At 70.8% G+C, this 23,619-nt stretch carries 23 protein-coding genes and 1 pseudogene; 14 read left to right on the top strand and 10 right to left on the bottom strand.

Annotation, left to right across the window (positions count from 1 at the left end; genetic code table 11):
- Positions 1-50: 50 nt before the first annotated feature.
- Entirely contained in the window at positions 51-533 is a 483-nt protein-coding gene (locus LO762_RS23745) for a hypothetical protein (RefSeq protein ID WP_230618125.1), read from the bottom strand.
- 152 nt (positions 534-685) lie between these two features.
- On the opposite strand from LO762_RS23745, the gene LO762_RS23740 reads away from it, so the two are divergent.
- Positions 686-877, top strand: coding sequence for a CsbD family protein (locus LO762_RS23740; RefSeq protein ID WP_230618122.1), 192 nt, complete (start codon positions 686-688; stop codon positions 875-877).
- Positions 878-945: 68 nt separating this feature from the next.
- On the opposite strand, the gene LO762_RS23735 is transcribed toward LO762_RS23740, so the two are convergent.
- Positions 946-1,329: a helix-turn-helix domain-containing protein gene (locus LO762_RS23735; RefSeq protein WP_230618119.1), complete on the bottom strand. Its 384-nt coding sequence runs from the start codon at positions 1,327-1,329 to the stop codon at positions 946-948.
- A gap of 111 nt (positions 1,330-1,440) precedes the next feature.
- Here LO762_RS23735 and LO762_RS23730 point away from each other — a divergent pair, with 111 nt between their 5' ends.
- Together LO762_RS23730 and LO762_RS23725 are read left to right on the top strand one after the other, a co-directional pair.
- The gene (locus tag LO762_RS23730) at positions 1,441-2,067 is read left to right on the top strand and encodes an NADPH-dependent F420 reductase (RefSeq protein ID WP_230618118.1); all 627 of its coding nucleotides are present in this window, start codon (positions 1,441-1,443) and stop codon (positions 2,065-2,067) included.
- Between the two features lie 85 nt (positions 2,068-2,152).
- Positions 2,153-2,419 carry a hypothetical protein gene (locus LO762_RS23725; RefSeq protein ID WP_230618115.1) on the top strand — a complete coding sequence of 89 codons (267 nt, stop codon included), beginning with the start codon at positions 2,153-2,155 and terminating at the stop codon, positions 2,417-2,419.
- A 46-nt stretch (positions 2,420-2,465) separates the two neighbouring features.
- Here LO762_RS23725 and LO762_RS23720 read toward each other — a convergent pair whose 3' ends face one another.
- Complete coding sequence (locus tag LO762_RS23720; protein WP_230618113.1) at positions 2,466-4,700, bottom strand: esterase-like activity of phytase family protein; 2,235 nt, start codon at positions 4,698-4,700, stop codon at positions 2,466-2,468.
- Between the two features lie 109 nt (positions 4,701-4,809).
- Here LO762_RS23720 and LO762_RS23715 point away from each other — a divergent pair, with 109 nt between their 5' ends.
- The gene (locus LO762_RS23715; protein ID WP_374201591.1) at positions 4,810-5,004 is read left to right on the top strand and encodes a hypothetical protein; all 195 of its coding nucleotides are present in this window, start codon (positions 4,810-4,812) and stop codon (positions 5,002-5,004) included.
- Between the two features lie 439 nt (positions 5,005-5,443).
- On the opposite strand, the gene LO762_RS23710 is transcribed toward LO762_RS23715, so the two are convergent.
- The 7 genes from LO762_RS23710 to LO762_RS23680 all read right to left on the bottom strand — a co-directional run bounded on the left by LO762_RS23710 (position 5,444) and on the right by LO762_RS23680 (position 14,328).
- Entirely contained in the window at positions 5,444-6,259 is an 816-nt protein-coding gene (locus LO762_RS23710; RefSeq protein WP_230618109.1) for an ABC transporter permease, read from the bottom strand.
- Entirely contained in the window at positions 6,256-8,643 is a 2,388-nt protein-coding gene (locus tag LO762_RS23705; RefSeq protein WP_230618107.1) for an alpha/beta fold hydrolase, read from the bottom strand. Before LO762_RS23705 ends, LO762_RS23710 begins: the two co-directional genes overlap by 4 nt.
- Before the next feature lie 64 nt (positions 8,644-8,707).
- Positions 8,708-9,061, bottom strand: coding sequence for a DUF937 domain-containing protein (locus LO762_RS23700; RefSeq protein ID WP_230618106.1), 354 nt, complete (start codon positions 9,059-9,061; stop codon positions 8,708-8,710).
- 47 nt (positions 9,062-9,108) lie between these two features.
- The gene (locus LO762_RS23695) at positions 9,109-9,609 is read right to left on the bottom strand and encodes a hypothetical protein (protein WP_230618104.1); all 501 of its coding nucleotides are present in this window, start codon (positions 9,607-9,609) and stop codon (positions 9,109-9,111) included.
- A gap of 125 nt (positions 9,610-9,734) precedes the next feature.
- Positions 9,735-10,715, bottom strand: a complete 981-nt coding sequence (locus LO762_RS23690; protein WP_230618447.1) for a 2-oxoacid:ferredoxin oxidoreductase subunit beta — start codon at positions 10,713-10,715, stop codon at positions 9,735-9,737.
- Positions 10,716-10,755: 40 nt separating this feature from the next.
- Positions 10,756-12,597: a 2-oxoacid:acceptor oxidoreductase subunit alpha gene (locus LO762_RS23685; RefSeq protein ID WP_230618102.1), complete on the bottom strand. Its 1,842-nt coding sequence runs from the start codon at positions 12,595-12,597 to the stop codon at positions 10,756-10,758.
- Positions 12,598-13,203: 606 nt separating this feature from the next.
- On the bottom strand, positions 13,204-14,328 hold the full coding sequence (locus tag LO762_RS23680; protein WP_230618100.1) for a hypothetical protein: 1,125 nt from the start codon (positions 14,326-14,328) through the stop codon (positions 13,204-13,206).
- 443 nt (positions 14,329-14,771) lie between these two features.
- Between LO762_RS23680 and LO762_RS23675 the strand changes: the two genes are divergently transcribed.
- From LO762_RS23675 to LO762_RS23630, 10 genes and pseudogenes are all read left to right on the top strand, one after another.
- Complete coding sequence (locus LO762_RS23675; protein ID WP_230618098.1) at positions 14,772-15,143, top strand: NADH-quinone oxidoreductase subunit A; 372 nt, start codon at positions 14,772-14,774, stop codon at positions 15,141-15,143.
- A pseudogene (locus tag LO762_RS23670) lies at positions 15,134-15,613 on the top strand (NADH-quinone oxidoreductase subunit B); the annotation flags it as partial. The gene LO762_RS23675 and the pseudogene LO762_RS23670, both read left to right, overlap by 10 nt.
- Before the next feature lie 212 nt (positions 15,614-15,825).
- Positions 15,826-16,362 carry an NADH-quinone oxidoreductase subunit C gene (locus tag LO762_RS23665; protein ID WP_308104409.1) on the top strand — a complete coding sequence of 179 codons (537 nt, stop codon included), beginning with the start codon at positions 15,826-15,828 and terminating at the stop codon, positions 16,360-16,362.
- Positions 16,355-17,299, top strand: coding sequence for a complex I subunit 1 family protein (locus LO762_RS23660; RefSeq protein ID WP_230618093.1), 945 nt, complete (start codon positions 16,355-16,357; stop codon positions 17,297-17,299). The genes LO762_RS23665 and LO762_RS23660 overlap by 8 nt, the downstream gene beginning before the upstream one ends.
- Complete coding sequence (locus tag LO762_RS23655; protein WP_230618091.1) at positions 17,296-17,769, top strand: NADH-quinone oxidoreductase subunit I; 474 nt, start codon at positions 17,296-17,298, stop codon at positions 17,767-17,769. Before LO762_RS23660 ends, LO762_RS23655 begins: the two co-directional genes overlap by 4 nt.
- Positions 17,766-18,293 carry an NADH-quinone oxidoreductase subunit J gene (locus LO762_RS23650; protein WP_230618090.1) on the top strand — a complete coding sequence of 176 codons (528 nt, stop codon included), beginning with the start codon at positions 17,766-17,768 and terminating at the stop codon, positions 18,291-18,293. The genes LO762_RS23655 and LO762_RS23650 overlap by 4 nt, the downstream gene beginning before the upstream one ends.
- A complete protein-coding gene (nuoK, locus tag LO762_RS23645) occupies positions 18,293-18,616 on the top strand; it encodes an NADH-quinone oxidoreductase subunit NuoK (protein ID WP_230618088.1) in 324 nt (107 codons plus the stop codon). The genes LO762_RS23650 and nuoK overlap by 1 nt, the downstream gene beginning before the upstream one ends.
- Positions 18,613-20,604: an NADH-quinone oxidoreductase subunit L gene (locus tag LO762_RS23640; protein WP_230618086.1), complete on the top strand. Its 1,992-nt coding sequence runs from the start codon at positions 18,613-18,615 to the stop codon at positions 20,602-20,604. The genes nuoK and LO762_RS23640 overlap by 4 nt, the downstream gene beginning before the upstream one ends.
- The gene (locus LO762_RS23635) at positions 20,601-22,088 is read left to right on the top strand and encodes a NuoM family protein (protein WP_230618085.1); all 1,488 of its coding nucleotides are present in this window, start codon (positions 20,601-20,603) and stop codon (positions 22,086-22,088) included. The genes LO762_RS23640 and LO762_RS23635 overlap by 4 nt, the downstream gene beginning before the upstream one ends.
- Entirely contained in the window at positions 22,085-23,566 is a 1,482-nt protein-coding gene (locus tag LO762_RS23630) for an NADH-quinone oxidoreductase subunit N (RefSeq protein WP_230618083.1), read from the top strand. Before LO762_RS23635 ends, LO762_RS23630 begins: the two co-directional genes overlap by 4 nt.
- Positions 23,567-23,619 lie beyond the last annotated feature (53 nt).

The following is a 23,619-nucleotide window of genomic DNA, read 5'->3' as shown; positions in this document are numbered from 1 at the left end:
GTGGATCGGTGGGGCCTGCGGGGCCGTCGATGGGAGGCGGGTGGGGGTTGTTAGGGGGTGGGGTTCGTATAGGGGTGGACGCGGGTGGGGTCTAGGTGGAGTTCGTGGGGGCCTTGGCAGTCGGCGGTGAGGGTGGCTAGTGGGGAGCCGCAGGGGCAGGCTTGGTTGGGGCCTTGGGTGCCGGAGGGGCCGCAGCAGCCCTGGTTGTTGGTGTGGGTGGGGAGGAGGGTTGGGGCGTCGTCCGGGTGGAGGACGAAGGAGCCGGAGGGGCCGGCGGAGACTAGCCAGGTGTTGTTGATGGCCATGGGGAGGCCGCGTGGCTGGGACGGGGCCGGGGCGTTCGACGGGTGTGGGACGTAGGGGGCGCCCCAGGGCTTCGTCTCGATCGCGTAGTGGCCGAGGGGGACGGTGGAGGGTGCCAGCCTGGTCGTCCTGTCTCGGGCTTCGGCGGCGTCGGGTTCCGGGACGGTGGGGAGCTGGGTGAGGTCGGGGGTGAGGGCGGTGCCGCACTTGCGGCAGAAGAAGATGGTCATGGGGTCCTTGTGGTGGTGTGTGAGGGTGGTGGCGGAGGGGGTGGGGAGAGAGTGATTATGGATTTATATCGTTATATTGTGGAGATATGTGTATGGAGTGGGGGTTTGGGGGAAGGAGGGTGGGCGTAGGAGTCGTCGCGGAAGGTGGGATCATGGGATTTCTGGACAAGGTCAAGAATCGGGCGGAGCAGTTTAAGGGGCAGGCCAAGGAGGCTGTCGGGAAGGACGGGCGTGACAACAGGATGCAGGCCGAAGGGCGTGTGGATCGGCTCAAGGGGAGTGTGAAGCAGGCCGGTGAGCATCTGAAGGACGCGGCCAAGGATCTGCGTCGTGGCTCGAAGTGACCTGACAACCAGCTGGGGTCGGGCCGTGGGGGGAACCTCGCGGCCCGGCCCCTTTTTGTGGGGAGGATTTACGCGGTGCGGGCTTGGTCGATGTCGGGCATGTGGGATTCGGCCCAGGCGGTGAGGGTGGCTAGGACGGGCAGGAGGCTTTTGCCCAAGGGTGTCAGGGAGTAGGTGACGCTTGGGGGGATGTCGGGGGCGGTGGTGCGGGCTACGAGGCCGTCGTGTTCCAGGGAGCGGAGGGTCTGGGTGAGCATCTTCTGGCTGGCGCCCGCGACGGCCCGGGAGAGCGCGTTGTAGCGCAGCGGCCCTACGGAGAGCTCCTTGAGGATCAAGGGCACCCACTTGTCCCCCAGGACGTCCAGGAGGCGGTTGGTGGGGCAGGAGGCGGCGCGGGCGCGGTGGGCGGCGGCCGAGGCGGCGCGACGGGCTGCGGCGGTGGTGGTGGTCATCTTCCCTCCGGGTGCGCAACGCACTGTGAGGTGCGTACTGCCGGGACGTCCGGGTCGGTCCCTAGGGTCGGCGCGGTAAGGATCGTTCGGCAAGTATGGGGGTGACGGCGGATGGCCGTGATCGGAATCCTGGGCGCCGGAGGGGTCGCCCGCGCGCTGGCCCGGAAGCTGACGGACGCAGGGCGGACCGTCGTGGTCGGCACAAGGGACGTGGCGAAGTGGGACGTGCCGCAAGCGCGCGCGCTCAGCCTCGCGGAAGCGGCCGACGCAGGCGCGATCCTCGTGAACGCGCTCCCCGGCGACGTCTCCGTGGATGTCCTGGGCGGCCTGTCCAAGGAGATCGCGGGGAAGACCCTCGTGGACGTCGCCAACGCCGTCGTCACGGACGCGCACGGGTTCGCCGTCGCGCTGCGGTACCCGGAGAGCAGCCTCGCGGAGGAGCTCCAGCGGGCGCTTCCGGCCGCGCGGGTGGTGAAGGCGCTGAGCACGGCCCACGTCGCCGTGATGGCCGATCCGGGCGCGCTGGGGGACGCAGCCGACGTGTTCCTCTCCGGCGACGACCCGGAGGCCAAGGCGTCCGTCACGGCCCTCCTGGACGATCTGGGCTGGCCCGTGGCGCGGATCGTCGATCTGGGCGGGGTCGCCAGCGCGCGCGGGCCTGAGGGGTTCGTCCTGATGGTCGGGCCGCTGGTCCGCGCGCTGGGCCCGGTGCCGTTCGCGCTGGCCGTGGCCCGCTGATCCGGGCCGAGCCGTTAAGGGGTTTTTGACGTCCGTGTCCGATCCCATGGCAATCGCGGGGCCGTTTCAGAGCATCTCACCAGATATGGAACTCAGGGCGGAACACACGATGTACGCGGTGGGGACGGGCGCCGCCGTCCTCGGCTTCCTGCTGGTGCTCGCGGCCCGCGGCGACGGCCTCCCGGCCTGGATCGGCGGCGTCCTCGGCATCGCCGGCGCCCTCTGGATCTTCGAGGCCGCCGTCGTCCGCCGCGCCTTCGTCCACGGCCCCGGCCTCCTCAACACCCTCGCCCCCCTCGCCGTCCTCGGCTTGGCCGCCGAGTCCGTCCTCTACTTCCTCTTCCTCCCCTAATGCGGAGGGGCCCGTCCGCAGGGGTGGACGGGCCCCGGGGAGGGGGTTAGAGGCGGGGGAGGGGGAGGAAGAGGGTTTCGCCGGTGGCGTCTTGGGTGGCGTCGTTGTCGGTGACGATCCAGGGGCGGCCGGAGGAGGTGACGGCGAAGCCTTCGACCTTTTCCTGGATCCAGCCGTTGCGGGAGGCGAGGTCCGGAAGCAGGTCGCGGAGAAGGGTCTTCTTCAGGACGGGGAGGCCCTTGGGGGTGCCCTTCGGGATCGCGACGGTGTAGAGCTTCTTGTGCTTCGCCAGGGTGCCGGACGCCTTGTCGCGCTCGACGAGGACCAGGCGGCCCCGGTAGGCGGTGATCTCCGAGAGGCCGTTCCAGTTCGTCTCGGACGCCGACGGCGCGATCGGGTACCCGAACCAGGACCACTTCCCGGTCGCCGGGACGTAGCGCCCGATCCGGACGACGTTGGCCGGGTCGCCGGTCAGCGGCCGCTGGAGCGTCACCCAGACGGTCTCCGCGCGGCCCTTGCCGGTCACCGTGACGCCTTCGAGGCCCTGGGCGCCCAGCCGCGACGTGATGGCCGCCGGGAGCGCGATCTCCTTCTGCACGGCGCCCCGAGCCGAGACGCGGACGAGAAGGTTCTCCGGCCCCTTCGCGCCCTCGTGCGCCAGCCAGAACCCGCCGGACGGACGCGCGGCGATCCCTTCGGCGTCGTAAGCGGCGGGCTTGCCCTTCTTCGTGACGGTCAGCGCCGAGGTGATCAGCGCGGGGGTCCGTCCGGTGTTGATCGTGTAGATCTTGGTCGGCTTGTAGGCGTTGTCGGAGACGGCGTAGAGGCCGTCCCGGCTTCCGGGCTTGGAAGACAGGCCGGACAGGGCGCCCCATCCGATCGGCGCGCCGCCCTTGCCGGGCGCGGACGCGAGGCCGGGCACCGAGGGCCTGCCGATCCGGAACACCTGGACGCCGGCGCGTACGCCCGCCTTCGCGTCGTCGTTCTCCGACGACACGATGAACAGCCCGCGCGACGGCACCGCGAGCAGGCCCTCGGGCCCCGCGTTGGTCGGGAGGAACTGGATGAACCTGGGCCGCGCGGGGCGGTCCACGTTGTACACGGCGACGAAGTTCGACCGCTCGGAGCCGACGAAGGCGTACCGCTTGCCCTTGATCGTCGCGACGGTCAGGCCCTCGGGCTCGGTGCCCTTGTTCTCGGACCTGTCCTCGTTGAAGTGGCCGTACTTGAGGGCGAGGCGCTCGAAGGAGTTGCCCGCGTCCCACAGCACCTTGCCGGTCTTGGCGTTGAAGACGGTCCAGCCACGGCTGCCGCCCTTCCAGTCGCCCTCGTTGGCGGTGGCGAGCGTGGTGTCGTCCACCCAGGAGATCGCGTCGGGCTCGCGCGGCACGTTGCGGATGGTGCCGGTCGGGGAGATGACGCCGTCCTCCTTGACGTCGATGCCCTTGACGGTGACCCTTCCGGCGGAGAAGACCTTCTCGATCCGGCCGGAGCGCAGGTCGACGACGGCGATGCCGTTGTTCTCCTGGAGGGTGACGGCGACCTTGCCCTTGGCGTTGATCGTCACGTACTCGGGCTCGGGGTCGGCCGGGGCGGCGAGCCCTGCGGCCTTGAAGGAGGGCAGTGCGCTTCCGTCGGGCCTGGTGAACGCCACCTTGCGCAGCTTCCACGCGGCCGGGGAGGAGCCCTTCAGGTCGAGGATCTGGAGGAAGCCGGCGGGGGCCTGCGGGAGGTCGCCCTCCTTGCCGCCGGGGGGCGTCGCCTCCTCGTCGCGCTGGTTCTCGATCGCGATGGCGGCGTACTTGCCGCGCACGGCGATCGAGTCCGGCTGGCCGCCCAGATCGATGCTGCGGACGATCCTGCGGTCGGCGATCCTGACGACGTCCACCCGCCCGGACGGGGCGGTGAAGCTCTTCGCCGCGTCGATGACGACGAGCGCGTAGCCCCCGACGACGGCGACGGACGTGGGCTGCCCGCCCGCGGTCGCCAGCGTGCCCAGGCCGCGCGGACGGGCCGGGTTGGACAGGTCGAGGAACCCGACGCGCGATCCGGGCGCGTCGGTGTAGATGAGCGTCTTTCCGTCCGGCGTGACCGCGCTGATCTCCGCGACGGTCTCGGCCGCCGGGTCGACGCCCTTCGGCAGGTTCTGGAAGACCGGGTAGGTGGCGATCCGCTCGAACAGGGGGTGCTTGCCGCCGCCCGCGTGGGCGGCGGGGGCAAGGCCGGTGATGACGGCGGCGCTCGCGAGCGCCCCCGCCGTCCAGCGCATGCGAAGTCGCATGGGGATACTCCGTTCCGTTTTCAAACGGAACGACCCTGGCAGGCGGGGCGGGCGCTCAGGTGAACGGGCGGCGACCCGGCCCTGAAGCCCCGGCGAGTACCTTCGGGTCATGACCCTGTGCTGCGCGGACATGCGCCATCAGTTGACCCGCAGGTGTGAGACGCACTCCGACCCGTTCGACTGCCCGGACCGGGTGGTGTCGCACGCGCCCGAGCACGGCCTGTGGGGCCTGATCATCCATGACGGCGGAAGCTCGGTGATCGGGATCAACTTCTGTCCGTGGTGCGGGGCGAAGCTGGAGTAGGGGCGTGGCGGGGGCAGGGGTCAGTACGGGAGGGCGCGGCCGCTGGGGGTGCGCAGGTCGAGGTCGGTGGCCGGCTTGCGGGGGACACGTGGAAGCTTGACGATCTGCTGCTGTCTTGCCATTTCGATCATCTCCCCTCGGAGACAGGCCGTTAACCGGCCAGGACGTTCACCCTCGGCGGAACGTTCCGCGAACCGCCTGCGTGTGTGGTGCGGCTCGTTGCCGCGGGTTGTGCTGAGCTTACGCACCGTTTGCCACTGCTTCATCCTATTTATCGGTGTTCAGTGTCACACGCTGCGATCGTATGGTCTCTTCCAGTCGTTGCGCAGGGGCTTTCCCGATGATCCCCCGCACGGGCTTTGACCGTGCGATACCCCGAAGTCACCTCCCCATAAACAGGAGATTGCCCGCGCTTCCCGAGAAGCCCGTGTGCCTTGGCTCAGGAGGTGATGTCCTTGGCGCGGAAGTGCCGGAAGGCGAGCGCGAGCAGCACCAGCGCGTAGGAGACCGACAGGGCCGCCCCCTTGGCCATGCCCGTCCACTGGATCTGCGGCTGGAGCGCGTCCAGCCAGGCGTACAGGTAGCGCGTCGGCAGCACGTCGCGCCACGAGCCGAGCGCCTCCACCGCCTCCAGGATGTTGCAGATGATCACCATGCCGACGGCGCCGCCGACCGCGCCGAGCGGCGAGTCCGTCCGCACCGACAGCAGGAACGCCAGCGCCGCGACGACGAGCTGGGAGACCAGCGCGTACCCGGTGACGATCGCCATCCGCCCGAACGCCGCCGACGCCGGATAGGTGCCGCCCGTGGGCAGCGTCACGTCCGACCAGCCGTAGACGAGCGTCCCGGCCAGCAGGGCCATGAGCGGCAGCGCCACCACGGCGGCCGCCGCGTAGCCGAGCGCGACGATCAGCTTCTGCCGCAGCAGCCTGTCCCGGGGGACGGGCGCCGCAAGCAGGTACCGCAAGGACGACCAGCCAGCCTCCGAGGCCACCGTGTCGCCGCAGAACAGCGCGACCGCGACGACGAGGAGGAAGCCGGTGGAGACGAACAGGGAGAAGAGCGCGAAGTTAAGGCCGCCCGTCGTGGCCACGTCCACCAGGGACGGCCGCCCGTCGGCCTCCTGCTCGCCGCCCAACTGGAACGCTGCGACGAGGATCCACGGCAGCGCCAGCAGCAGCCCGAAGGCGACGAGGGTGCGCCGCCGCCGGAACTGCCTGACCGCCTCGACGCGCAGGGGCAGCGCCCGGCTCATACCCCGCCTCCGATGATCTCCAGGAACACGTTCTCCAGGCCCCTGCCTCCGACGATCTCCTCCACCGGCCCGTCCGCGACCTTCCTCCCGCGCGTCATGACGACCACGTGGGTGCAGGTCTGCTCGACCTCGCTCAGCAGGTGGCTGGAGACGATCACGGTGCGGCCCGCCGCCGCGTAGTCCACCAGGACCTCGCGCATCTGCCGGATCTGCGGCGGGTCCAGGCCGTTCGTGGGCTCGTCGAGCACCAGGAGGTCGGGGAGGCCGAGCATCGCCTGGGCGATCGCCAACCGGGCCCGCATGCCCTGCGAGTACGTCCGGACGGGACGGGCCAGAGCCTCCTCGCTCAGGGCCGCCACCTCCAGCGCCTCGTCAAGGCGGGACTCGGCCATGGGACGCCCGGTGGCCCGCCAGTACAGGACGAGGTTGTCCCGGCCCGACAGATGAGGGAGGAACCCGGGCCCCTCGACGAACGAGCCGAGCCGGCCCAGCACGGCGGCGCCCGGCGTGACCTTGTGGCCGAAGATCCGGATCTCTCCGCCGTCCGGGTGGATGAGGCCCATGAGCATGCGCAGGGTGGTTGTCTTCCCTGCGCCGTTCGGGCCCAGGAGGCCGAGGACCTGGCCCTTCTCGACCCGGAAGGAGAGGTCCTCGACGGCCTTGAAGCCGTTCGAGTACGTCTTGGTGAGGCCGTCGATCTGGAGCGGCACGCCTTCCAGTGAAGGTTCGAAGCTCCCCTTCGGCCGCCTCCGGACGAGGAGCCCTCCGGAAACGACGAGCGCCGCCAGGGGGAGGATCCACACCCAGGCCGGAGGACGTCCGGCGGGGGTGGCCAGGCCCGGGACCGTCGGGACGGACAGCGCCGAGGCCGCCGAGATCCGGTACGTCGCGGGCGCGGACGGCCCCGCGAAGCCCTGGTCGGTCGTGCCGAGCACCACCCTGATCCGGTGGCCACGGGCGAACTCGTAATCCAACGCCGGTAGCACGACCTCGCGCTCCCCAGCCTCGGTGAACCGGACGGGCGCGGCGAGCCGCCGGGCGAGCGACGCCTTTCCGTCGGGCGAGACGTCGTAGACCTTCGCGAAGAGCACGGCCGCCCGGTCGGTCTTCACGGTGAGGCGCGGCGCGCCCGTCACCCGGAGCGACGCGCCGAGCGGTGCCGTGGTGAACGCGGCGCTCTGCCCCGGCATGTCCAGATCGACCCCGAGCGAGCCGAGCGAGCCCAACGCGTTCAGCGCGCCCAGCCCCGGCAGCGCCGACACCGCCGCGGGGAAACCGCCCGCCGGGTTCTGCACGGCCTGCTCAGCGCCTTCCAGCGGCAGCTCGCGCGGCTGCGACGCCAGCCCCGGATACGTCTTCGCGGACGCCGCGCGCAGCCAGGTGCGGCCGCTCGTGGAGTCCACCCCGGTGGCGCGGGTGACGGTGAACGGCTCCGACGCCCCGGTGTCCAGGCCCTTCAGGTGCTGGTCGAACCAGTCGGCGGTCAACTCGGTCAGAAGCGGCGACTCGTCCTCGCCGCCGTCGTGGCCGCCCTGGTACCAGACGACGGACACCGGCCCCTGGGCGCGGCGCGCGTTCGCGTCGGCGTGGTCGAGCGGGAAGAGCGAGTCGCTCTGGCCCTGGATGAGCAGGGTGGGCGCCTTGACGGGCGGGGCCGTCGCGGGCGAGGAGGCGCGGAGCACCTCGACGTCCGACTCCTTGTACTGGCCCGTCTGGGCGATCCGCTGGTACATCTCGCACAGCTCCGGAAGGAACCTTCCACAGGCTGTGGATCCGTCGGACTCGCCGGTGAAGAACAGGCCCGCCCACAGCTTCTTGAAGACGCCGTCCGGAAGCAGCGCGTCCGAAAGGTCGTGCCACGTGATGGAAGGGACCAGCGCGTCCACCCGGGAGTCGTAGGCGGCCGTCAGAAGGGAGATCGCCCCGCCGTAAGAAGGCCCGGCCATGCCGACGCGTGGATCGCCCGGCGCGTCCTTGCGGACCTCCGGGCGCCGCGCAAGCCAGTCGATCAGCTGACGGGTGTCCTTGACCTCGTAATCCGGCGAGTTCAGGGCGATCTGCCCGCCTGACTCGCCGAACCCGCGCGCCGACCACGTCAGCACCGCGTAGCCGTGCCCCGCGAGCTCCCGCGCGGCCGCCGCCTGGGAGCGCTTGGAGCCGCCGAACCCGTGCGCGAGCAGCACCGCCGGTACGGGCCCCAGCCCTTCCGGCCGGTAGAACGAGGCGTCAAGGGTGACCTTCTCGTCGTCGCCCGGACCGTCCACGACGTCGATCCGCACGTCCTCGCGCGCCACCTCGGGGCCGCCGTCGCGGGCCAGGGCGAACCCGCCCCCGGCCGCCGCCACGACACCCACCACGGCCGCGCCCGCGACCCACCGCCTCATACGCGCGATGCTACGCGTCGGCCCGTAAGCCCACGATCAAGCGCGCTGCCAGGCAGGACCCCGCTCAGCGCCGACGGTGCGCGCCCAGGAGGCTCTTGGCGTCCCTACGGCCGCTCGTGGACGGCCGCGAGCCCGGCGGGTAAGGCTCACGCCCCGCCTGTTTGCGCTTGGCGACCGCCGCGCTCACCGCGCTGATCACCATCGGGGCGGCCGCCGTCAGCAGCATCTGGATCTGGCCCTGCGGCATCCCCGTCTTGCGCGCCAGCCTCTTGGCGACCGGCCCCAGCGCCTTGCCCAGCAGCGCCGTGCCCACGATGCCGCCCCCGGCCATCGCAGCGATCTTCTTGCCATGCGACGTGCCGTGCGACGGCTCCTCTTCGAGCCACAGCAGGGTCTCTTCGTCGAACCTCTGGTTCATACCCGGAGCGATGCCCGTACCCGCGAGGGGGCTAGCCCAAGGAGGGGTCACTTTCCGGTGAGGTCGTAAGCCAGCTTGTCGGCATTGGCCTGGCTGAACTGGCCCGTCACGAGGATGCGGCCGCCCGTCACCGGCGCGTCCACCCGCGGCGCGGTGACCACCTGCCCGTTGACGACAAGGGCGAGCTGGCCGCCGGAACGCGCCCGCGTCAGGTTCGCGAAAGCCGAGCGGTCGGCCCCGACGAGGTGCAGGGAGATCCCGTAGGTGCCGTCCGGGAGCGGCTCGACGTCCACCGCGCTCACCGTCCGCACCACGAGCCCCTCGGCCACCTGGTAGCAGGACGGCTCAGGGCCGGTGATCCCCGGCGTGCCGGGGGCGCAGGCCCCGGGCACGTGCTGGGTCACCGGATAGATGAGCAGCGGCTCGGCCAGCGGGATCCGCGGCTGGCGCGCCACCGAGAGCAGCACACCCGTGAGCGCCACCGCGCAGGCGCACAACGCGATGGCGACGACCGACGTGATCATCAGGGTTCTCGGCGGTCTGCGCACGCGCCCGATTGTCGCAGACCACCGAGGAGGCCGAAAAACACGACGGCGCGGAGATCACGCGCGTCGCGGGACGCGCGAAGGGCCCGGACGCGCGGCGTCCGGGCCCTCAGAGAGCGCTGGGGCGGCTAGTCGACGCGCCAGGTGTCCCCGCTGGCCAGCAGGGCCGCGAGGTCGCCCTCGCCCTGCTGGGCCTTCGCCTCGGCCACCTGCGCGTTCAGCAGGGAGTCGTAGGACGGGCGGGGCGCCGAGCGGAACACGCCGATCGGCACATGGGTGAACGCGGGCTGGTCGAGCCGGGACAGCGCGAACGCCAGCGACGGGTCGGGCGTGTGCGCGTCGTGCACCACGACGTCCGGATCATCCGGAGAACCCACCTTGAATCCGAAGCCGTCGCGGATGAGCGCTTTGTCACGATCCTTACCGAACACCAGCGGCTGGCCGTGCTCCAGCCGCAGGGTGATGTCGTCGCGCCGCTCGGCGTCCTTGAGCGGCTCGTAGGCGCCGTCGTTGAAGATGTTGCAGTTCTGGTAGATCTCCACCAGCGCCGCGCCCTGGTGCGCGGCCGCGGCCCGCAGCACCGACTGGAGGTGCTGGCGGTCGGAGTCGAGGGTCCGGGCGACGAACGCGCCCTCCGCGCCGATCGCCAGGGAGATCGGGTTGAAGGGGCTGTCCACCGAGCCCATCGGGCTGGACTTGGTGACCTTGCCCGTCTCGGACGTGGGCGAGTACTGGCCCTTGGTCAGCCCGTAGATCCGGTTGTTGAACAGCAGGATCTTGATGTTGACGTTGCGGCGCAGCGCGTGGATCAGGTGGTTGCCGCCGATGGACAGCGCGTCGCCGTCACCGGTGACGACCCACACCGACAGGTCCTGCCGGGCCGACGCAAGGCCGGTCGCGATAGCCGGGGCACGCCCGTGGATCGAGTGGAACCCGTAGGTGTTCATGTAGTACGGGAACCGCGAGGAGCAGCCGATCCCCGAGACGAAGACCGTGTTCTCCCGCTTGATCCCCAGCTCGGGCATAAAGCCCTGAACCGCCGCCAGGATCGCGTAGTCCCCGCATCCGGGGCACCACCGCACCTCTTGGTCGGATTTGAAATCCTTCATTTTGAGCGGAAGGTCGCTCTTGGGCACGAGCGCGAGGGCGTCAGTCACTGTGCATCACATCCCGGATCACGTCGGCGAGTTCCTCGGCCTTGAACGGGAGGCCGCGGACGCGGTTGTAGCTGACCACGTCGACCAGGTACTTGGCGCGCAGCAGGGTGGCGAGCTGCCCGAGGTTGATCTCGGGCACGACCACCTTGTCGTAGGACTTCAGGACCTGGGCCATGTTGGCGGGGAACGGGTTGAGGTGCCGCACGTGCGCCTGCGCGACCTTTCCGCCCGCCTTGCGCACCCGCCGGACCGCCGCCGAGATGGCCCCGTAGGTGCCGCCCCAGCCCAGCACGAGGACGCGCGCGTCGCCGTCCGGGTCGTCGACCCGCAGCGGCTCGACGTCGTTGGCGATGCCGTCGACCTTGGCCTGGCGCAGCCGCGTCATGAGGTCGTGGTTGGCCGGGTCGTAGGAGATGTTGCCCGAGCCGTCGGCCTTCTCCAGGCCGCCGATGCGGTGCTCCAGGCCCGCGGTGCCCGGCACGGCCCAGGGCCGGGCGAGCGTCTCGGGGTCGCGCCTGAACGGCTGGAAGTCCTCCTGGTCCGGCGCGGCGAAATCCGCCTCGATCACCGGGAGGTCGGCCACCTCGGGCAGCTTCCAGGGCTCGGAGCCGTTGGCGAGGTACCCGTCCGAGAGGATGAAGACCGGCGTCCGGTACTTGACGGCTATCCGCGCCGCCTCGATCGCCGCGTAGAAGCAGTCGGCGGGCGACAGCGGGGCGATGATCGGCACCGGCGACTCGCCGTTGCGGCCGAACATCGCCTGGAGCAGGTCGGCCTGCTCGGTCTTGGTCGGCATGCCCGTGGACGGCCCTGAGCGCTGCACGTTGACGATGAGCAGCGGCAGCTCGACCGAGACGGCCAGACCGATCGTCTCGGCCTTCAGCGCCACGCCGGGGCCCGACGTGGTGGTCAGGCCGAGCGCGCCGCCGAACGAGGCGCCCAGCGCCGCGCCGACCGCCGCGATCTCGTCCTCGGCCTGGAACGTGCGGACGCCGAAGTTCTTGAACTTCGACAGCTCGTGCAGGATGTCCGAGGCGGGGGTGATCGGGTAGGAGCCCAGGAACACGTCGAGCCCCGACCGCTCACCCGCCGCGACCAGGCCCCACGCGAGCGCGGTGTTGCCGGTGATCTGCCGGTACAGGCCCGGCTCCAGCGTCGCGGGCTTGACCTCGTAGGACGTCACGAAGTCCTCGGTCGTCTCGCCGAAGCTCCAGCCCGCCTGGAAGGCCGCGACGTTGGCCTTCATGATCTCGGGCTTCTTGGCGAACTTGCGCTCCAGGAAGCCGATCGTGCCTTCGACCGGCCGGTGGTACAGCCACGAAAGCAGCCCGAGGGCGAACATGTTCTTGGCCCGCTCGGCGTCCTTCTTGGACAGGTCGAAGTCCTCCAGGGCCTTGACCGTCATGGACGTGAGCGGGATGGCGTGCACCCGGTAGTCGTCCAGCGAGCCGTCCTCCACGGGGCTCGCCGCGTAGCCGACCTTCGCCAGGTTGCGCTTGCTGAACTCGTCGGTGTTGACGATCACGTCGGCGCCCTTGGGGAGGTCGCCGATGTTGGCCCTGAGCGCCGCCGGGTTCATCGCCACGAGGACGTTGGGCGCGTCACCCGGGGTGAGGATGTCGTGGTCGGCGAAGTGCAGCTGGAAGCTGGACACGCCGGGGATGGTGCCGGCAGGGGCGCGGATCTCCGCCGGGTAGTTGGGCAGGGTCGAGATGTCGTTCCCGAACTCCGCGGTCTCTGCGGTGAACCTGTCGCCGGTCAGCTGCATGCCGTCGCCGGAGTCGCCGGCGAAGCGGATGATGACGCGGTCGAGCTGCTGGACCTGTTTGGTCACTGCGCCTCCTCGGCGTGAGCCGTGGGGACGTGGGCCACGGGGACGTGCGTCAGGGACGCGGCGCAGGGCACCGTGACGCTCAGTGCTGGGTGTGCGGGGAACTCGCTCCGCTCGGTCAACGGAGGACGGCCTTTCTCGCGCGCAACTCTGACGCCGCGGGCTGAGGGTGGCCCGGGGCGGGAGGGCTGCTAGGGCTTTGTGTTCATGTTAGGACGACCCGGATGAGCTGGGACCGGCCACGCCGAGGCCGTGCTCGTCCGGGCACTGAGGACCCCGCGCCGTGAGCCGAACAGTGCGGTACCAATGTACCGAACCGCTTGCGTGGGATTCCTGCCCGCCCTGCCCGTCGGGGCGTCCCGTGTGATTCGCGTCTCCCTGTGTGCCCCGTGGTGACGCTGAGTGAGGCTAGGTGGATTTAACGCCGGTTTTTCATGGAATGTCGGAACGAGTCCGCCCCGCGGTGTCTAGGGTCGGCCCCATGATCGCCCTCACCTCGGGGTGGGGAACGGGGGCGTCAGGGACCGCGGAGCGGCCGGCTCAACGGGGAGACGGCCGCTGCCGCTCGGCCCGGAATCACCTCCGGGAAAGCGAGGACTCACCTCCAGGTCAGGAGGTGCGCTCCTTCTCGATCTGCGAGGCGAACGTCGCGGCGCGCGCGCCGGAGACCGACTCGACCTTCACCCAGCCCTGGAAGTAGTAGGTGCTCTTGGTGCCCGGCGGGATCGCGCGCACCCACGAGCTCCAGCCCGAGCTGCTGATCCGGCACTCCAGCGTCCGCGTGCCCTTGCCCAGCTTGACCGTCCGGGTGCACGTGCCCAGCTCGGTGCCGCCCTCCCGCTGCTTCCAGATGGCCGCGTGGTACTTCACCCAGGCGGCGGCGCCGGTGTTGCTGAGCGTACGGCGGATCGTGCAGCCGGACACCGAGCAGTTCGTGCTCGTCGCCTTGTTCACGTAGCTCACGGTCGAGGCCGGGTCGAGCGCCCCCACAAGCTCGTTCTTCACCTTCTGGGTGAGGCCGGAGTACAGCGTGTCCATCTGGCCCGCGTCCAGCGCCGCGACGGTGAACGCGAAGGAGTCCTCGCCGCCTGCGCGGATCTGGAGGACCTCGTAGGGCGCGATGTTCGTCACGAGGTACTGGTTGTTGGCGCCCTCGAACGTCAGGGCGGGCCTGCCGCCTACGTCCTGGGTGGCCGGCTGCCCCGTCGGCACGACGGCGGGCGTCGCCTGCCCGACGGCCTGGCCGAGAGCGGCCGGGGTGAGCAGCGCGCGGATGTCGAAGCCGCGCAGCGCGAGCGGCGCCTTGGCCCACTTGTCGGCGTAATCCGGGGCGACGCCCTCGGTGATGCCCGGCTGCGTCAGCCAGAACGCCTTGTTCGCCTTCACGTACATGTCGCCGTCGAGCAGCATCATGTCCATGACCTGGCCGCGGATGGTGAGCGTGCCCGACGCGGTGCCGGCGTGCGTCACCGAGAGGTCGGCCTGCACGGGCAGCGTGTCGGAGGTGAAGTCGCCGGTGTAGCGCAGGCCCTTGGCCTTGCCGATGGCGTCGGCGGCCTGCGCGAGCTTCTCCTGCGGTGTCGCGACCTTCGGCCGGTCGTCGCCGCCCGTCGCCACGACCAGCGCGACGACCGCCAGAACGACGACGAGGGCCCCGACCGCCGAGAGGAGGGCGAGCAGTGGCTTGCGGCTCCGGCGCGGCCCCTGCGGGCCCTGGGCGCCGGGCGGGAACATGCCCGGCGGCGTGTGGCCGGGGAACGGCGGCTGTCCGAATCCCCCTCCGGGCGGCTGCCCGAACTGGCCGCCGGGGGGCTGCCCGTACGGGCCGCCGGGCGGCTGCTGCTGGAACGGCGGGGGCCTCCACGGGGGCGGTGTGCCCGGCTGTCCAGGCTGGCCGGGGACACCCGGGTGCCCCGGATGGCCTGGCTGACCTGGTTGTCCCGGTTGTCCCGGCTGCCCGTGCGGGCCCTGGGGAGGCGGCTGCGGCGCGCCCCATCCCTGGGCAGGCGGCTGCCAACCCGCTTGTTCCGGACCCTGCTGCTCCGGACCCTGTGCCATGACCGCACCACCCCGTATAACCCGTGTTCCTGGCGAGACTCTATGTTTGTCCCATTGATCCGTAAAGATGGATGCACCGCGCGCGGCACTGGTTCCCCACGACGGTCTACAGTGCCCTGGTGCGCGACTACTACGGCTCCTATGTCCTCGTCGCGGTCCTCTTCCTGATCGGAGGAGGGATCGTCGCGGGCGGCCTGGCCGCGAACCGGCTGCTGCGTCCGAACCGGCCCACCCCCGAGAAGCTCACCACCTATGAGTGCGGCATCGACCCCGTCGGGGAGGGGTGGGCTCAGTCCCATGTCCGCTACTACGTCTTCACGTACCTGTACGTGGTGTTCGCCGTGGACGCCATCTTCCTGTTCCCGTGGGCGACCATCTTCAGCGCCGCCGGGTACGGCGCGCTGACGCTCGGGGAGATGTTCGTCTTCCTGGGGTTCCTCGCCACGGGACTCCTGTACGCCTACAAGAAGGGAGTGCTCACATGGGTGTAGTGGACCTCCCCGAGCCGACCGTGGGACCGCTGTCGCGGCTCGCGCCCCAGCCGGTCAAGTTCGTGCTCAACTGGGGGCGCCGCTACTCGCTGTGGGTGTTCAACTTCGGGCTCGCCTGCTGCGCGATCGAGTTCATCGCGGCGTCGATGGCGCGGCACGACTTCATGCGGCTCGGCGTCATCCCGTTCGCCCACGGGCCGCGCCAGGCCGACCTCATGGTGGTGTCGGGCACGGTGAGCGACAAGATGGCCCCCGCCGTCAAGCGCCTGTACGAGCAGATGCCGGAGCCGAAGTACGTGATCTCGTTCGGGTCGTGCGCCAACTGCGGCGGCCCCTACTGGGATTCTTACTGCGTGACCAAGGGCGTCGACCAGATCATCCCCGTTGACGTCTATGTCCCGGGGTGTCCGCCGCGTCCCGAGGCGCTGCTGCACGGGATCGTCAAGCTCCAGGAGAAGATCGCGGGTGAGGACCCGGCCGCCCGGTTCGCCGGGACGCAGCCGCCCCCGCCGGTGTGGGACGCGCCCGCCAGCGTGCTGCGCCGTCCGCTCCAGCCGGTGCCCGAGCTGCTCGCGGAGAACGACGCGCCTACGCAGGGCCTGGCGTCGGTGCGGACACGACCGCTCGGGGCCGTCGACTACTCGATCATCCCGGGGATGGGTGACGAATGACACCCGAGGAGTTGAGCGACGCGTTCGTCACACGCTTCCCCGACGCGGAGGCGGCGACGAACCTGGGCGAGCTGACGGTCGATGTCGCTCCGACGGAGTGGCTTACCGCGCTCACCTTCGCGCGCGACGATCTGGACTGCGGCTACTTCGACTGGCTCACCGGCGTGGACGAGCTGGAAGACGGCTTCCGTGTGGTCGTCCACGTGTACTCCCTCGACGGACACCACCACGTCCTGCTGCGCACGCTCGTCCCCAAGGAGGAGCCCGTGCTCGCGTCCGCCGTGACGGTGTACCGGGGCGCGAACTGGCACGAGCGGGAGACGTTCGAGATGTTCGGCGTCGTCTTCGACGGCCACCCCGACCTGAAGCCGCTGCTGCTGCCCGACGGGTTCGAAGGCCATCCGCTCAGGAAGGACTTCGTGCTCGCGGCGCGCGTGGCCAAGGCGTGGCCGGGCGCCAAGGAGCCGGGCGAGGGAGGCGGCGGCGCCCCGTCGCGGCGCAAGAACCTTCCGCCGGGCGTGCCGCAGGGTTGGGGGCCCAATGCGTGACGTCGTCGCGCTCGCCCTCGTCACCGTCGCCTTCCTCGTGCTGCCTCTGCTCATCGGGCAGACCGAGCACAAGGTGATGGCGCACATGCAGAACCGGCTGGGCCCGATGTACGCGGGCGGCTTCCACGGCTGGGCGCAGCTCATCGCGGACGGCGTGAAGTTCGCGCAGAAGGAGGACGTGGTCCCGGAGCGCGCGGACCGCAGGATCTTCCTTCTCGCGCCGGGTGTCGCGCTGGTGCCTTACCTGGTCGTGCTCGCGGTCATCCCGGTGGGTCCGGGGCAGGTCGCGATAGATCTGTCGCTCGGCCTGTTCTTCGCCTTGGCCGTCATGGGGATCGGCGTCATCGGCTCGATCATGGCGGGCTGGGCGTCAGCCAACAAGTTCTCTCTCCTCGGCGGTATCCGGTCGGCCGCCCAGCTCGTCTCCTACGAGCTGCCGATGGTGCTGGCGGCCGCGTCGTTCGCGATGGCGGCCGGGACGCTCAGCCTCACCGGGATCGTCGAGGAGTGGCGCTGGTACTGGCTGTTCTGGCAGGCGGGCGCGGCGGCGGTGTTCTTCGTCGCGGGCCTCGCCGAGCTGCGCCGGCCGCCGTTCGACATGCCGATCGCCGACTCCGAGATCATCTTCGGCCCGTACACCGAGTACGGCGGCCTGCGGTTCGCGTTCTTCCTGCTCGCGGAGTACGCCGGGATCCTGGTGCTCTGCGCCCTGACGACGGTGCTCTACCTCGGCGGATGGAAGGGCCCCCTGCTTCCGGACGCCGCCTGGACCCTCATCAAGGTGTTCGCCCTTGCGTTCATCGTCATCTGGGTGCGTGTGTCGTTCCCCCGGATGCGCGAGGACCAGCTACAGCGCCTCGCCTGGGTCTGGCTCGTCCCGATCTCCCTGGCCCAACTCGCGCTCACCGGCGTGGTGAAGGTGGTGACCGACCTGTGAAGCTCGGCCTCGCCAAGGGTCTCGCGGTGACGCTGCGGACCATGATGAAACGTTCCGTCACCCGGCAGTACCCGGACGTGTCGCCCGACCTCGCGCCCCGCTCGCGCGGCGTCATCGCCCTGTTCGAGGAGAACTGCACCGTCTGCATGCTGTGCGCCCGGGAATGCCCGGACTGGTGCATCTACATCGACTCGCACAAGGAGACGCTGCCCGCCGAGGGCTCGGCGCGCGCCAGGTCACGCAACGTCCTCGACAGGTTCGCCATCGACTACTCGCTGTGCATGTACTGCGGGATCTGCATCGAGGTGTGCCCCTTCGACGCGCTGTTCTGGTCGCCGGAGTTCGAGTACGCCGCCTACGACATCGCCGAGCTCACCCACGAGCGCGACCGGCTGCGCGAGTGGATGTGGACGGTGCCGCCGCCGCCCGCGCACGAGCCGAACGCCGACCCCCCGAAGGAGCTGCGGTGACGGCCGCCGAGATCGTGTTCACCGCCCTGGGCGTCGTCGCGCTGGGCGCCGGCGTCTGCACGGTGACGACGAAGCAGCTCGTGCACGCGGCGCTGTGGCTCGTCGTGTCGTTCGGCGCGGTCGCCGGGATGTACCTGGTGCTGACGGCCGAGTTCGTCGCGTGGGTCCAGGTGCTCATCTACGTCGGCGCGATCGTGGTGCTGCTGCTGTTCGGCATCATGCTCACGCGCGCGCCTGTGGGGCCCTCTGAGGGCCTGAACTCGCGGAACCGGTTCGCGGCGCTGCTCGTCGCCGGATCGACCGCCGTCGTGCTCGTGACGCTGCTGTGGCGCGGGTTCCGGGACGCGCGGATCGAGCTGGAGCCGGGCGGCGGGTCGGGCGACGCGCTCGGCGCGGCGATCTTCCGGCAGTGGGTGCTGCCGTTCGAGGTGCTGTCGGTGCTGCTGCTCGCCGCGCTGGTCGGCGCGATCGTGCTGTCGAAGTCCAGGGCCGACCGCGGCTCGCGGACGCCGAAGGAGGGGTGATGTCGGTCGCCTACCCGGCGGTGTTCGCCGCGCTGCTGTTCTCCGTCGGCGTCTACGGGGTGCTCGCGCGGCGCAACGCGATCCTCGTGCTGATGTCGGCGGAGCTGATGCTCAACGCCGTCAACATCAACCTCGTCGCCTTCGACATGTGGTTGCGCGACGTCCTGCACGGCGGACAGGTGCTCGCGCTGTTCACGATCGTCATCGCCGCCGCCGAGATCGGCCTCGGCCTGGCGATCGTGCTCCTGCTGTTCCGCGACCGGGGGAACATCGACGTGGACCGGCAGGACGTCCTGCGCGAGTCCGACCTGGAGGCACGGTGACCGTCCTCGCGGCGCAGGCGATCGCCCTGCCGTTCCTCGGCGCCCTGTTCGGGCTGCTGCTCGGCCCCTGGACCACGCGCAGGCTCGCGGAGGTGGGGCTGCGCGCCTCGGTGCCGCCCGTCGCGTCCGTGCCGCCCACCGAGGCGCCGGGCTCCGAGGCGCACGTGGAGGCCGAGCCCGACGTGACGGGCGAGGCGGTGCCCCCCGAGGGGCGGGCCGCGCCCGGCTTCGCCCCCGGTGGCGGCGCTCGGGGCGCGCTCGGGCCCGTTCTGTACGCGGTGCTGCCTACGGTGCTCACAGCCGGGCTCACCATCGTCATCGGCCTGGGCGCCTGGCTCGACCCCGGCGTCCGCACGGCGGCCCTGACGACGATCCCCACCGGCGGCCCCGACATCACCGTAGGGCTGAGCGTCGACGGGCTCGCCGCGCTGCTCGGGGTGCTCGTCGGCCTTGTCGCGCTCGCCGTGCAGGTGTACTCGGTGGCGTACATGCGGGACGAACCCCGGTACTCCTCCTACGCGGCGTTCGTGTCGCTGTTCACGGCGGCGATGCTGCTCGTCGTCTACGCGAGCGACCTCCTTGTCCTGTACGTCGGCTGGGAGGTCATGGGCATCTGCTCGTACTTCCTGGTCGGCCACCACTGGGAGGAGCGGACGGGCTCGCGGGCCGCCGTCAAGGCGTTCCTCGTGACGCGGGTCGGCGACGCGGGACTCCTGCTCGGCATCATCGTGCTCGGCCTCGGTGCGGGCAGCTTCGACATCGCCACGGTGCTGGCCAAGGCGCCCGACCTGCCTTCCGGCACCGTCCTGGCCGCCGCCCTCCTCGTGCTGTGCGGGGTCGCGGGCAAGAGCGCGCTCTTTCCCCTGCACACGTGGCTTCCGGACGCGATGGCGGGCCCCACGCCCATCAGCGCGCTCATCCACGCGGCCACGATGGTCGCCGCGGGCGTCTACCTCGTCGCGCGGCTCTACGACGTGTTCCTCGCGGCCCCGGCGGCGCTGGCCGTCCTCGGCCTGATGGCGGCCGTCTCGATGCTGGGGTCGGCCTGCGCGGCGCTCGCCCAGGTCGACCTGAAGCGGGTGCTGGCCTACTCGACGATCAGCCAGCTCGCCGTCATGGCGGCGGGCCTGGCCGTCGGCGCGAAGTCGGCGGCGATGTTCCACCTGGTGACGCACGGCGCTTTCAAGGCGCTGCTGTTCCTCGCCGCAGGGTGCGTCATCCACGCCGTCGGGTCCAACCTCCTCGCCGACATGGGCGGCCTCGCCAAGGCCATGCCCTACACCTTCGGCGCGATGACGATCGGATACCTCGCCCTCGCAGGGGTGCCTCCGACATCGGGGTTCTTCTCCAAGGACGCGGTGCTGGAGCACGTCCAGGACACCGCGCTCAGGGGCGGGGACCTGCCTGGATGGGCGTCCTGGGCGGTGTACGTCTCGCTGCTCGTCACGATCGCCCTGACGGCCGCGTACTCGACCCGCGCGTGGTTGCTCACCTTCCTCGGACCCGCGCGGGAGGCCCACGAGGCACCCGGACTGATGCGTTGGCCCGTCCTGCTGCTTGCCGGGGTGACGCTCGTCCTCGGGTTCGCGGGCCTCGGGTCGGCCGAGCTGCGTCCGCATGTGGCGCCCGCCGCGATGAGCCTGCTGTTCACCGTCGCGGGCGCGGCCGCCGTCTACTACGCGTGGCGTGACGACCCGGCCAAGGACCCCGCGCTCAGGCTGGGCGTCCTACGCCGTCCCTTCGAGCGGGCGTTCTACGTGGACGAACTCTACGACCGCACGATCGTCGGCCCGGTGCGGCTGCTGGCCAGGGCCGTCAAGGGGATCGACACGCACGCCGTGGACGGGGCCGTGGAGGCGTCCGTGCCCGTCACCAGGTTCGCCGGGCGGCTCGCGCGGCTGCCGCAGAACGGCAACCCGCAGACCTACCTCACCGGCCTCCTCGCCGGAGCCGTGTTCCTCGTCCTCGCGGTGGTGGCCCTGACATGAGCACCCTCGTCCATCTGCTCTGGATCCCCCTCCTGGGGGCGGTCCTGCCCTACGCGCGGATAGGTTTCCTCACCCGCGACCCCTTCACCTTCGGGCGCTACGTCTCGGGGTTCGTGCTGGCGATGGCGCTCGTCCAGGCCGCCGCGTTCGACTACGCCGACCCCGCCCGCATGCAGCAGCGGATGAACGAGCCCTGGATCCCCGCCCTGAGCGTGCGGTTCCACCTGGGCATCGACGGGGTCTCCCTGCCGCTCGTCGTTCTGACCGCGCTGCTGACGTTCCTCTGCTTCGTCTACCTCGGACGGCGTGAGGTGAAGGACGCGCGGCTGCTCACCAGCCTGCTGCTCGTCCTCGAAGTCGGGATGATCGGGACGTTCCTGTCCCTCGACCTCATCCTGTTCTTTGTCTTCTTCGAGATCGTCCTGCTGCCGATGTACGCGATCATCGCGCTGTGGGGCGGGCCGCGTAGGCGACACGCCGCCTACAAGTTCATCCTCTACACGCTGCTCGGATCGGCCGTCCTGCTCGCCGGGCTCGTCCTGCTCGGCTGGAACGCGCGCACGTTCGACATGGTCGCGCTCGCCGAGGCGCACGGCGACGGCCTGACCCACGGCATCCAGGTGACGGCGTTCGCGCTGATCGGCCTCGGACTGGCCGTGAAGGCCCCGATGTGGCCGCTGCACACCTGGCTGCCCGACGCGCACACCGAGGCCCCCACGGTCGGCTCGGTGCTGCTGGCGGGCGTCCTGCTGAAGATGGGCACGTACGGGTTCGTGCGGATCGCCGTCCCGGCCCTGCCGGAGGGCGCCGCGTACTGGGCGCCCTGGCTCGGGGTGCTCGCCGTCGTCGGGATCGTGTACGGGGCGCTCGCCTGCCTGGCGCAGACCGAGCTGAAACGGATGATCGCGTACTCGTCGGTCGGGCACATGGGTTTTGTGCTGCTCGGCATCGCCACCCTCACCCCGGCCGGGCTCAACGCCGCGCTGTTCGGCAACATCGCGCACGGGCTCATCACCGGCCTGCTGTTCTTCGTCGCGGGCTCGGTGAAGGACAGGTACGGCACCGGCGACCTCGCGGCGCTCGGAGGCGGCATGCTCGCCCGCGCGCCCCGCCTGGCGTCCGTCCTGACGTTCGCCTGCGTCGCCTCCCTCGGACTGCCCGGCCTCGCCGGGTTCTGGGGCGAGATGCTCGCGCTCGTGGGCGCCTACTCGCCTGCCGAAGGGCTCCCGCGCGACACCTTCCTCGTCCTCATGGTGGTCGCCGCCATCGGAGCCGTGCTTACGGCCGCCTACTTCCTGCGGCTGCTGCGGAAGATCACCCACGGCCGGTCCGGGACGGGCGAGGTCGTCGCCGACGTCCAGACCGCCGAGTGGGCGGCCTGGACGCCGCTGATCGTCTGCGTGCTGCTCGTCGGGCTGTGGCCCAAGGTCCTGCTGGCCCTCACGGACGGCCCGGTGCGGGCGCTGATCGGAGCCGGATCATGATTCAGCAGATCGACTACGCGGCCGTCGCGCCCGTGCTCGTCACCGCGGTGGCGGCCGTCGCGGTGCTGCTCGCCGGGGCGTTCGACGTCGGCGCGCGGGTGCTGGGCTGGGCGACGGCGGGGGCGCTCCTCGCCGGGCTCGTCTCGGTGTTCACCCTCGCGGGCGGCGACGTGCGGCGCACCTTCTGCGTGCCGCCCACGCTGCGCGGCGACGGGCTCGCCTCCTGCTCGTACTCGGCGGACAACTTCACGCTCGTCTTCCAGGGCATCATCCTGGCGTCCGCCCTGCTCGTGGTGCTGCTGTCGCTGACGGACGTCTCGCTGGCGAAGGCGCCTGCGGGGGAGTACTGCTTCCTGCTGCTTTCGTCCGTGACGGGTGTGCTCACCCTGGTGGCCGCGCGGGACCTCGTCCTCCTGGTCGTCGGCCTGGAGACGCTCGCCCTGCCGGTGTTCGCCCTGGTGGCGCTGCGGCGGGGGGACGGGCGTTCCACCGAAGCGGCTGTGAAGCTGCTGCTGGTGTCGGTCGCCTCGGCTGCCGTCCTCCTGTTCGGCGTGAGCCTCGTGTACGGGGCGACCGGGGCGCTGCACTTCGACAGGATCGCCACCGCTTCGGTGCCCTCGGCGCTGGAACCCGTGCTGACGGCCGGGATCGTCATGGTGATCGCAGGGCTCGGGTTCAAGGTGGCTGCCGTGCCCTTCCACGCCTGGACGCCCGACGTCTACCAGGGCGCGCCCCTGCCCGTCGCGGCCTACCTGTCGGTCGTCTCCAAGGCCGGCGGGTTCGCCGGGCTCGGGCTCGTCGTGGCGCTCGCCTTCCCCGGCCACGGGGACTCCTGGGGGCCGCTCCTGGCCGTCCTGGCGGCGCTGACCATGACCGTCGGGAACGTGCTCGCGCTCCGGCAGACCCAGGCCCTGCGGCTGCTCGCGTGGTCGTCGGTCGCGCAGTCCGGGTACATGCTGGCGCCGCTCGCCGTCGGGGAGGAGACCATCACCGCCGCCGTCGCGGCGATGGCCGGATACCTCGGCTTCTACGCGGTGATGAACCTCGGCGCCTTCGTCGTCGTCACCGCCTTCGCCAGCCGGAAGGGCGACGGGTCGGAAGGCAACCTCCTCGCCTCCTACCGGGGGCTCGTGCGGCGCAGCCCTGCGGCGGGCCTGGCGCTCGCGTTCTTCCTCGTCTGCCTTGCCGGGCTGCCTCCGGGCATCATGGGGCTCATCGCGAAGGTCGTCGTCTTTGAGGCGGTCATGACGGGACCCGTCGTGTGGCTCGCCGTCGTGATGGCCGTCAACACCGTCATCGGGCTGTACTACTACCTCGTCTGGGCGGTGCGGCTCTTCGCGCCGGAGACGTCGGGGGAGACGGCGGCGCTGCCTTCCGTGCTGCCGTACCGGATCGCCCTGGGCGCGACGGCCTTGGGCGCCGTGGTGCTGTCCGTACTGCCGAACCTGCTCCTGCACGCCACCCTCTCGGTCGGGTAGCGCGCGCCTGGGCGGTTCGCCCGGAACGTTTCCCCAGGTCCCTCCGTTGTTTC

This window comes from Actinocorallia sp. API 0066 (assembly GCF_020991275.1).
Lineage (GTDB): Bacteria > Actinomycetota > Actinomycetes > Streptosporangiales > Streptosporangiaceae > Actinocorallia.
The sequence above is the reverse complement of the archived record's forward strand: the minus strand, read 5'-3'. Positions and strand labels throughout refer to the sequence as shown.

Coding starts and splice junctions, on each gene's coding strand:
- LO762_RS23745 (WP_230618125.1), bottom strand. CDS start 533: ATGACCATCTTCTTCTGCCGCAAGTGCGGCACCGCCCTCACCCCCGAC.
- LO762_RS23740 (WP_230618122.1), top strand. CDS start 686: ATGGGATTTCTGGACAAGGTCAAGAATCGGGCGGAGCAGTTTAAGGGG.
- LO762_RS23735 (WP_230618119.1), bottom strand. CDS start 1,329: ATGACCACCACCACCGCCGCAGCCCGTCGCGCCGCCTCGGCCGCCGCC.
- LO762_RS23730 (WP_230618118.1), top strand. CDS start 1,441: ATGGCCGTGATCGGAATCCTGGGCGCCGGAGGGGTCGCCCGCGCGCTG.
- LO762_RS23725 (WP_230618115.1), top strand. CDS start 2,153: ATGGAACTCAGGGCGGAACACACGATGTACGCGGTGGGGACGGGCGCC.
- LO762_RS23720 (WP_230618113.1), bottom strand. CDS start 4,700: ATGCGACTTCGCATGCGCTGGACGGCGGGGGCGCTCGCGAGCGCCGCC.
- LO762_RS23715 (WP_374201591.1), top strand. CDS start 4,810: ATGACCCTGTGCTGCGCGGACATGCGCCATCAGTTGACCCGCAGGTGT.
- LO762_RS23710 (WP_230618109.1), bottom strand. CDS start 6,259: ATGAGCCGGGCGCTGCCCCTGCGCGTCGAGGCGGTCAGGCAGTTCCGG.
- LO762_RS23705 (WP_230618107.1), bottom strand. CDS start 8,643: ATGAGGCGGTGGGTCGCGGGCGCGGCCGTGGTGGGTGTCGTGGCGGCG.
- LO762_RS23700 (WP_230618106.1), bottom strand. CDS start 9,061: ATGAACCAGAGGTTCGACGAAGAGACCCTGCTGTGGCTCGAAGAGGAG.
- LO762_RS23690 (WP_230618447.1), bottom strand. CDS start 10,715: ATGAAGGATTTCAAATCCGACCAAGAGGTGCGGTGGTGCCCCGGATGC.
- LO762_RS23680 (WP_230618100.1), bottom strand. CDS start 14,328: ATGTTCCCGCCCGGCGCCCAGGGCCCGCAGGGGCCGCGCCGGAGCCGC.
- LO762_RS23660 (WP_230618093.1), top strand. CDS start 16,355: ATGCGTGACGTCGTCGCGCTCGCCCTCGTCACCGTCGCCTTCCTCGTG.
- nuoK (WP_230618088.1), top strand. CDS start 18,293: ATGTCGGTCGCCTACCCGGCGGTGTTCGCCGCGCTGCTGTTCTCCGTC.
- LO762_RS23635 (WP_230618085.1), top strand. CDS start 20,601: ATGAGCACCCTCGTCCATCTGCTCTGGATCCCCCTCCTGGGGGCGGTC.
- LO762_RS23630 (WP_230618083.1), top strand. CDS start 22,085: ATGATTCAGCAGATCGACTACGCGGCCGTCGCGCCCGTGCTCGTCACC.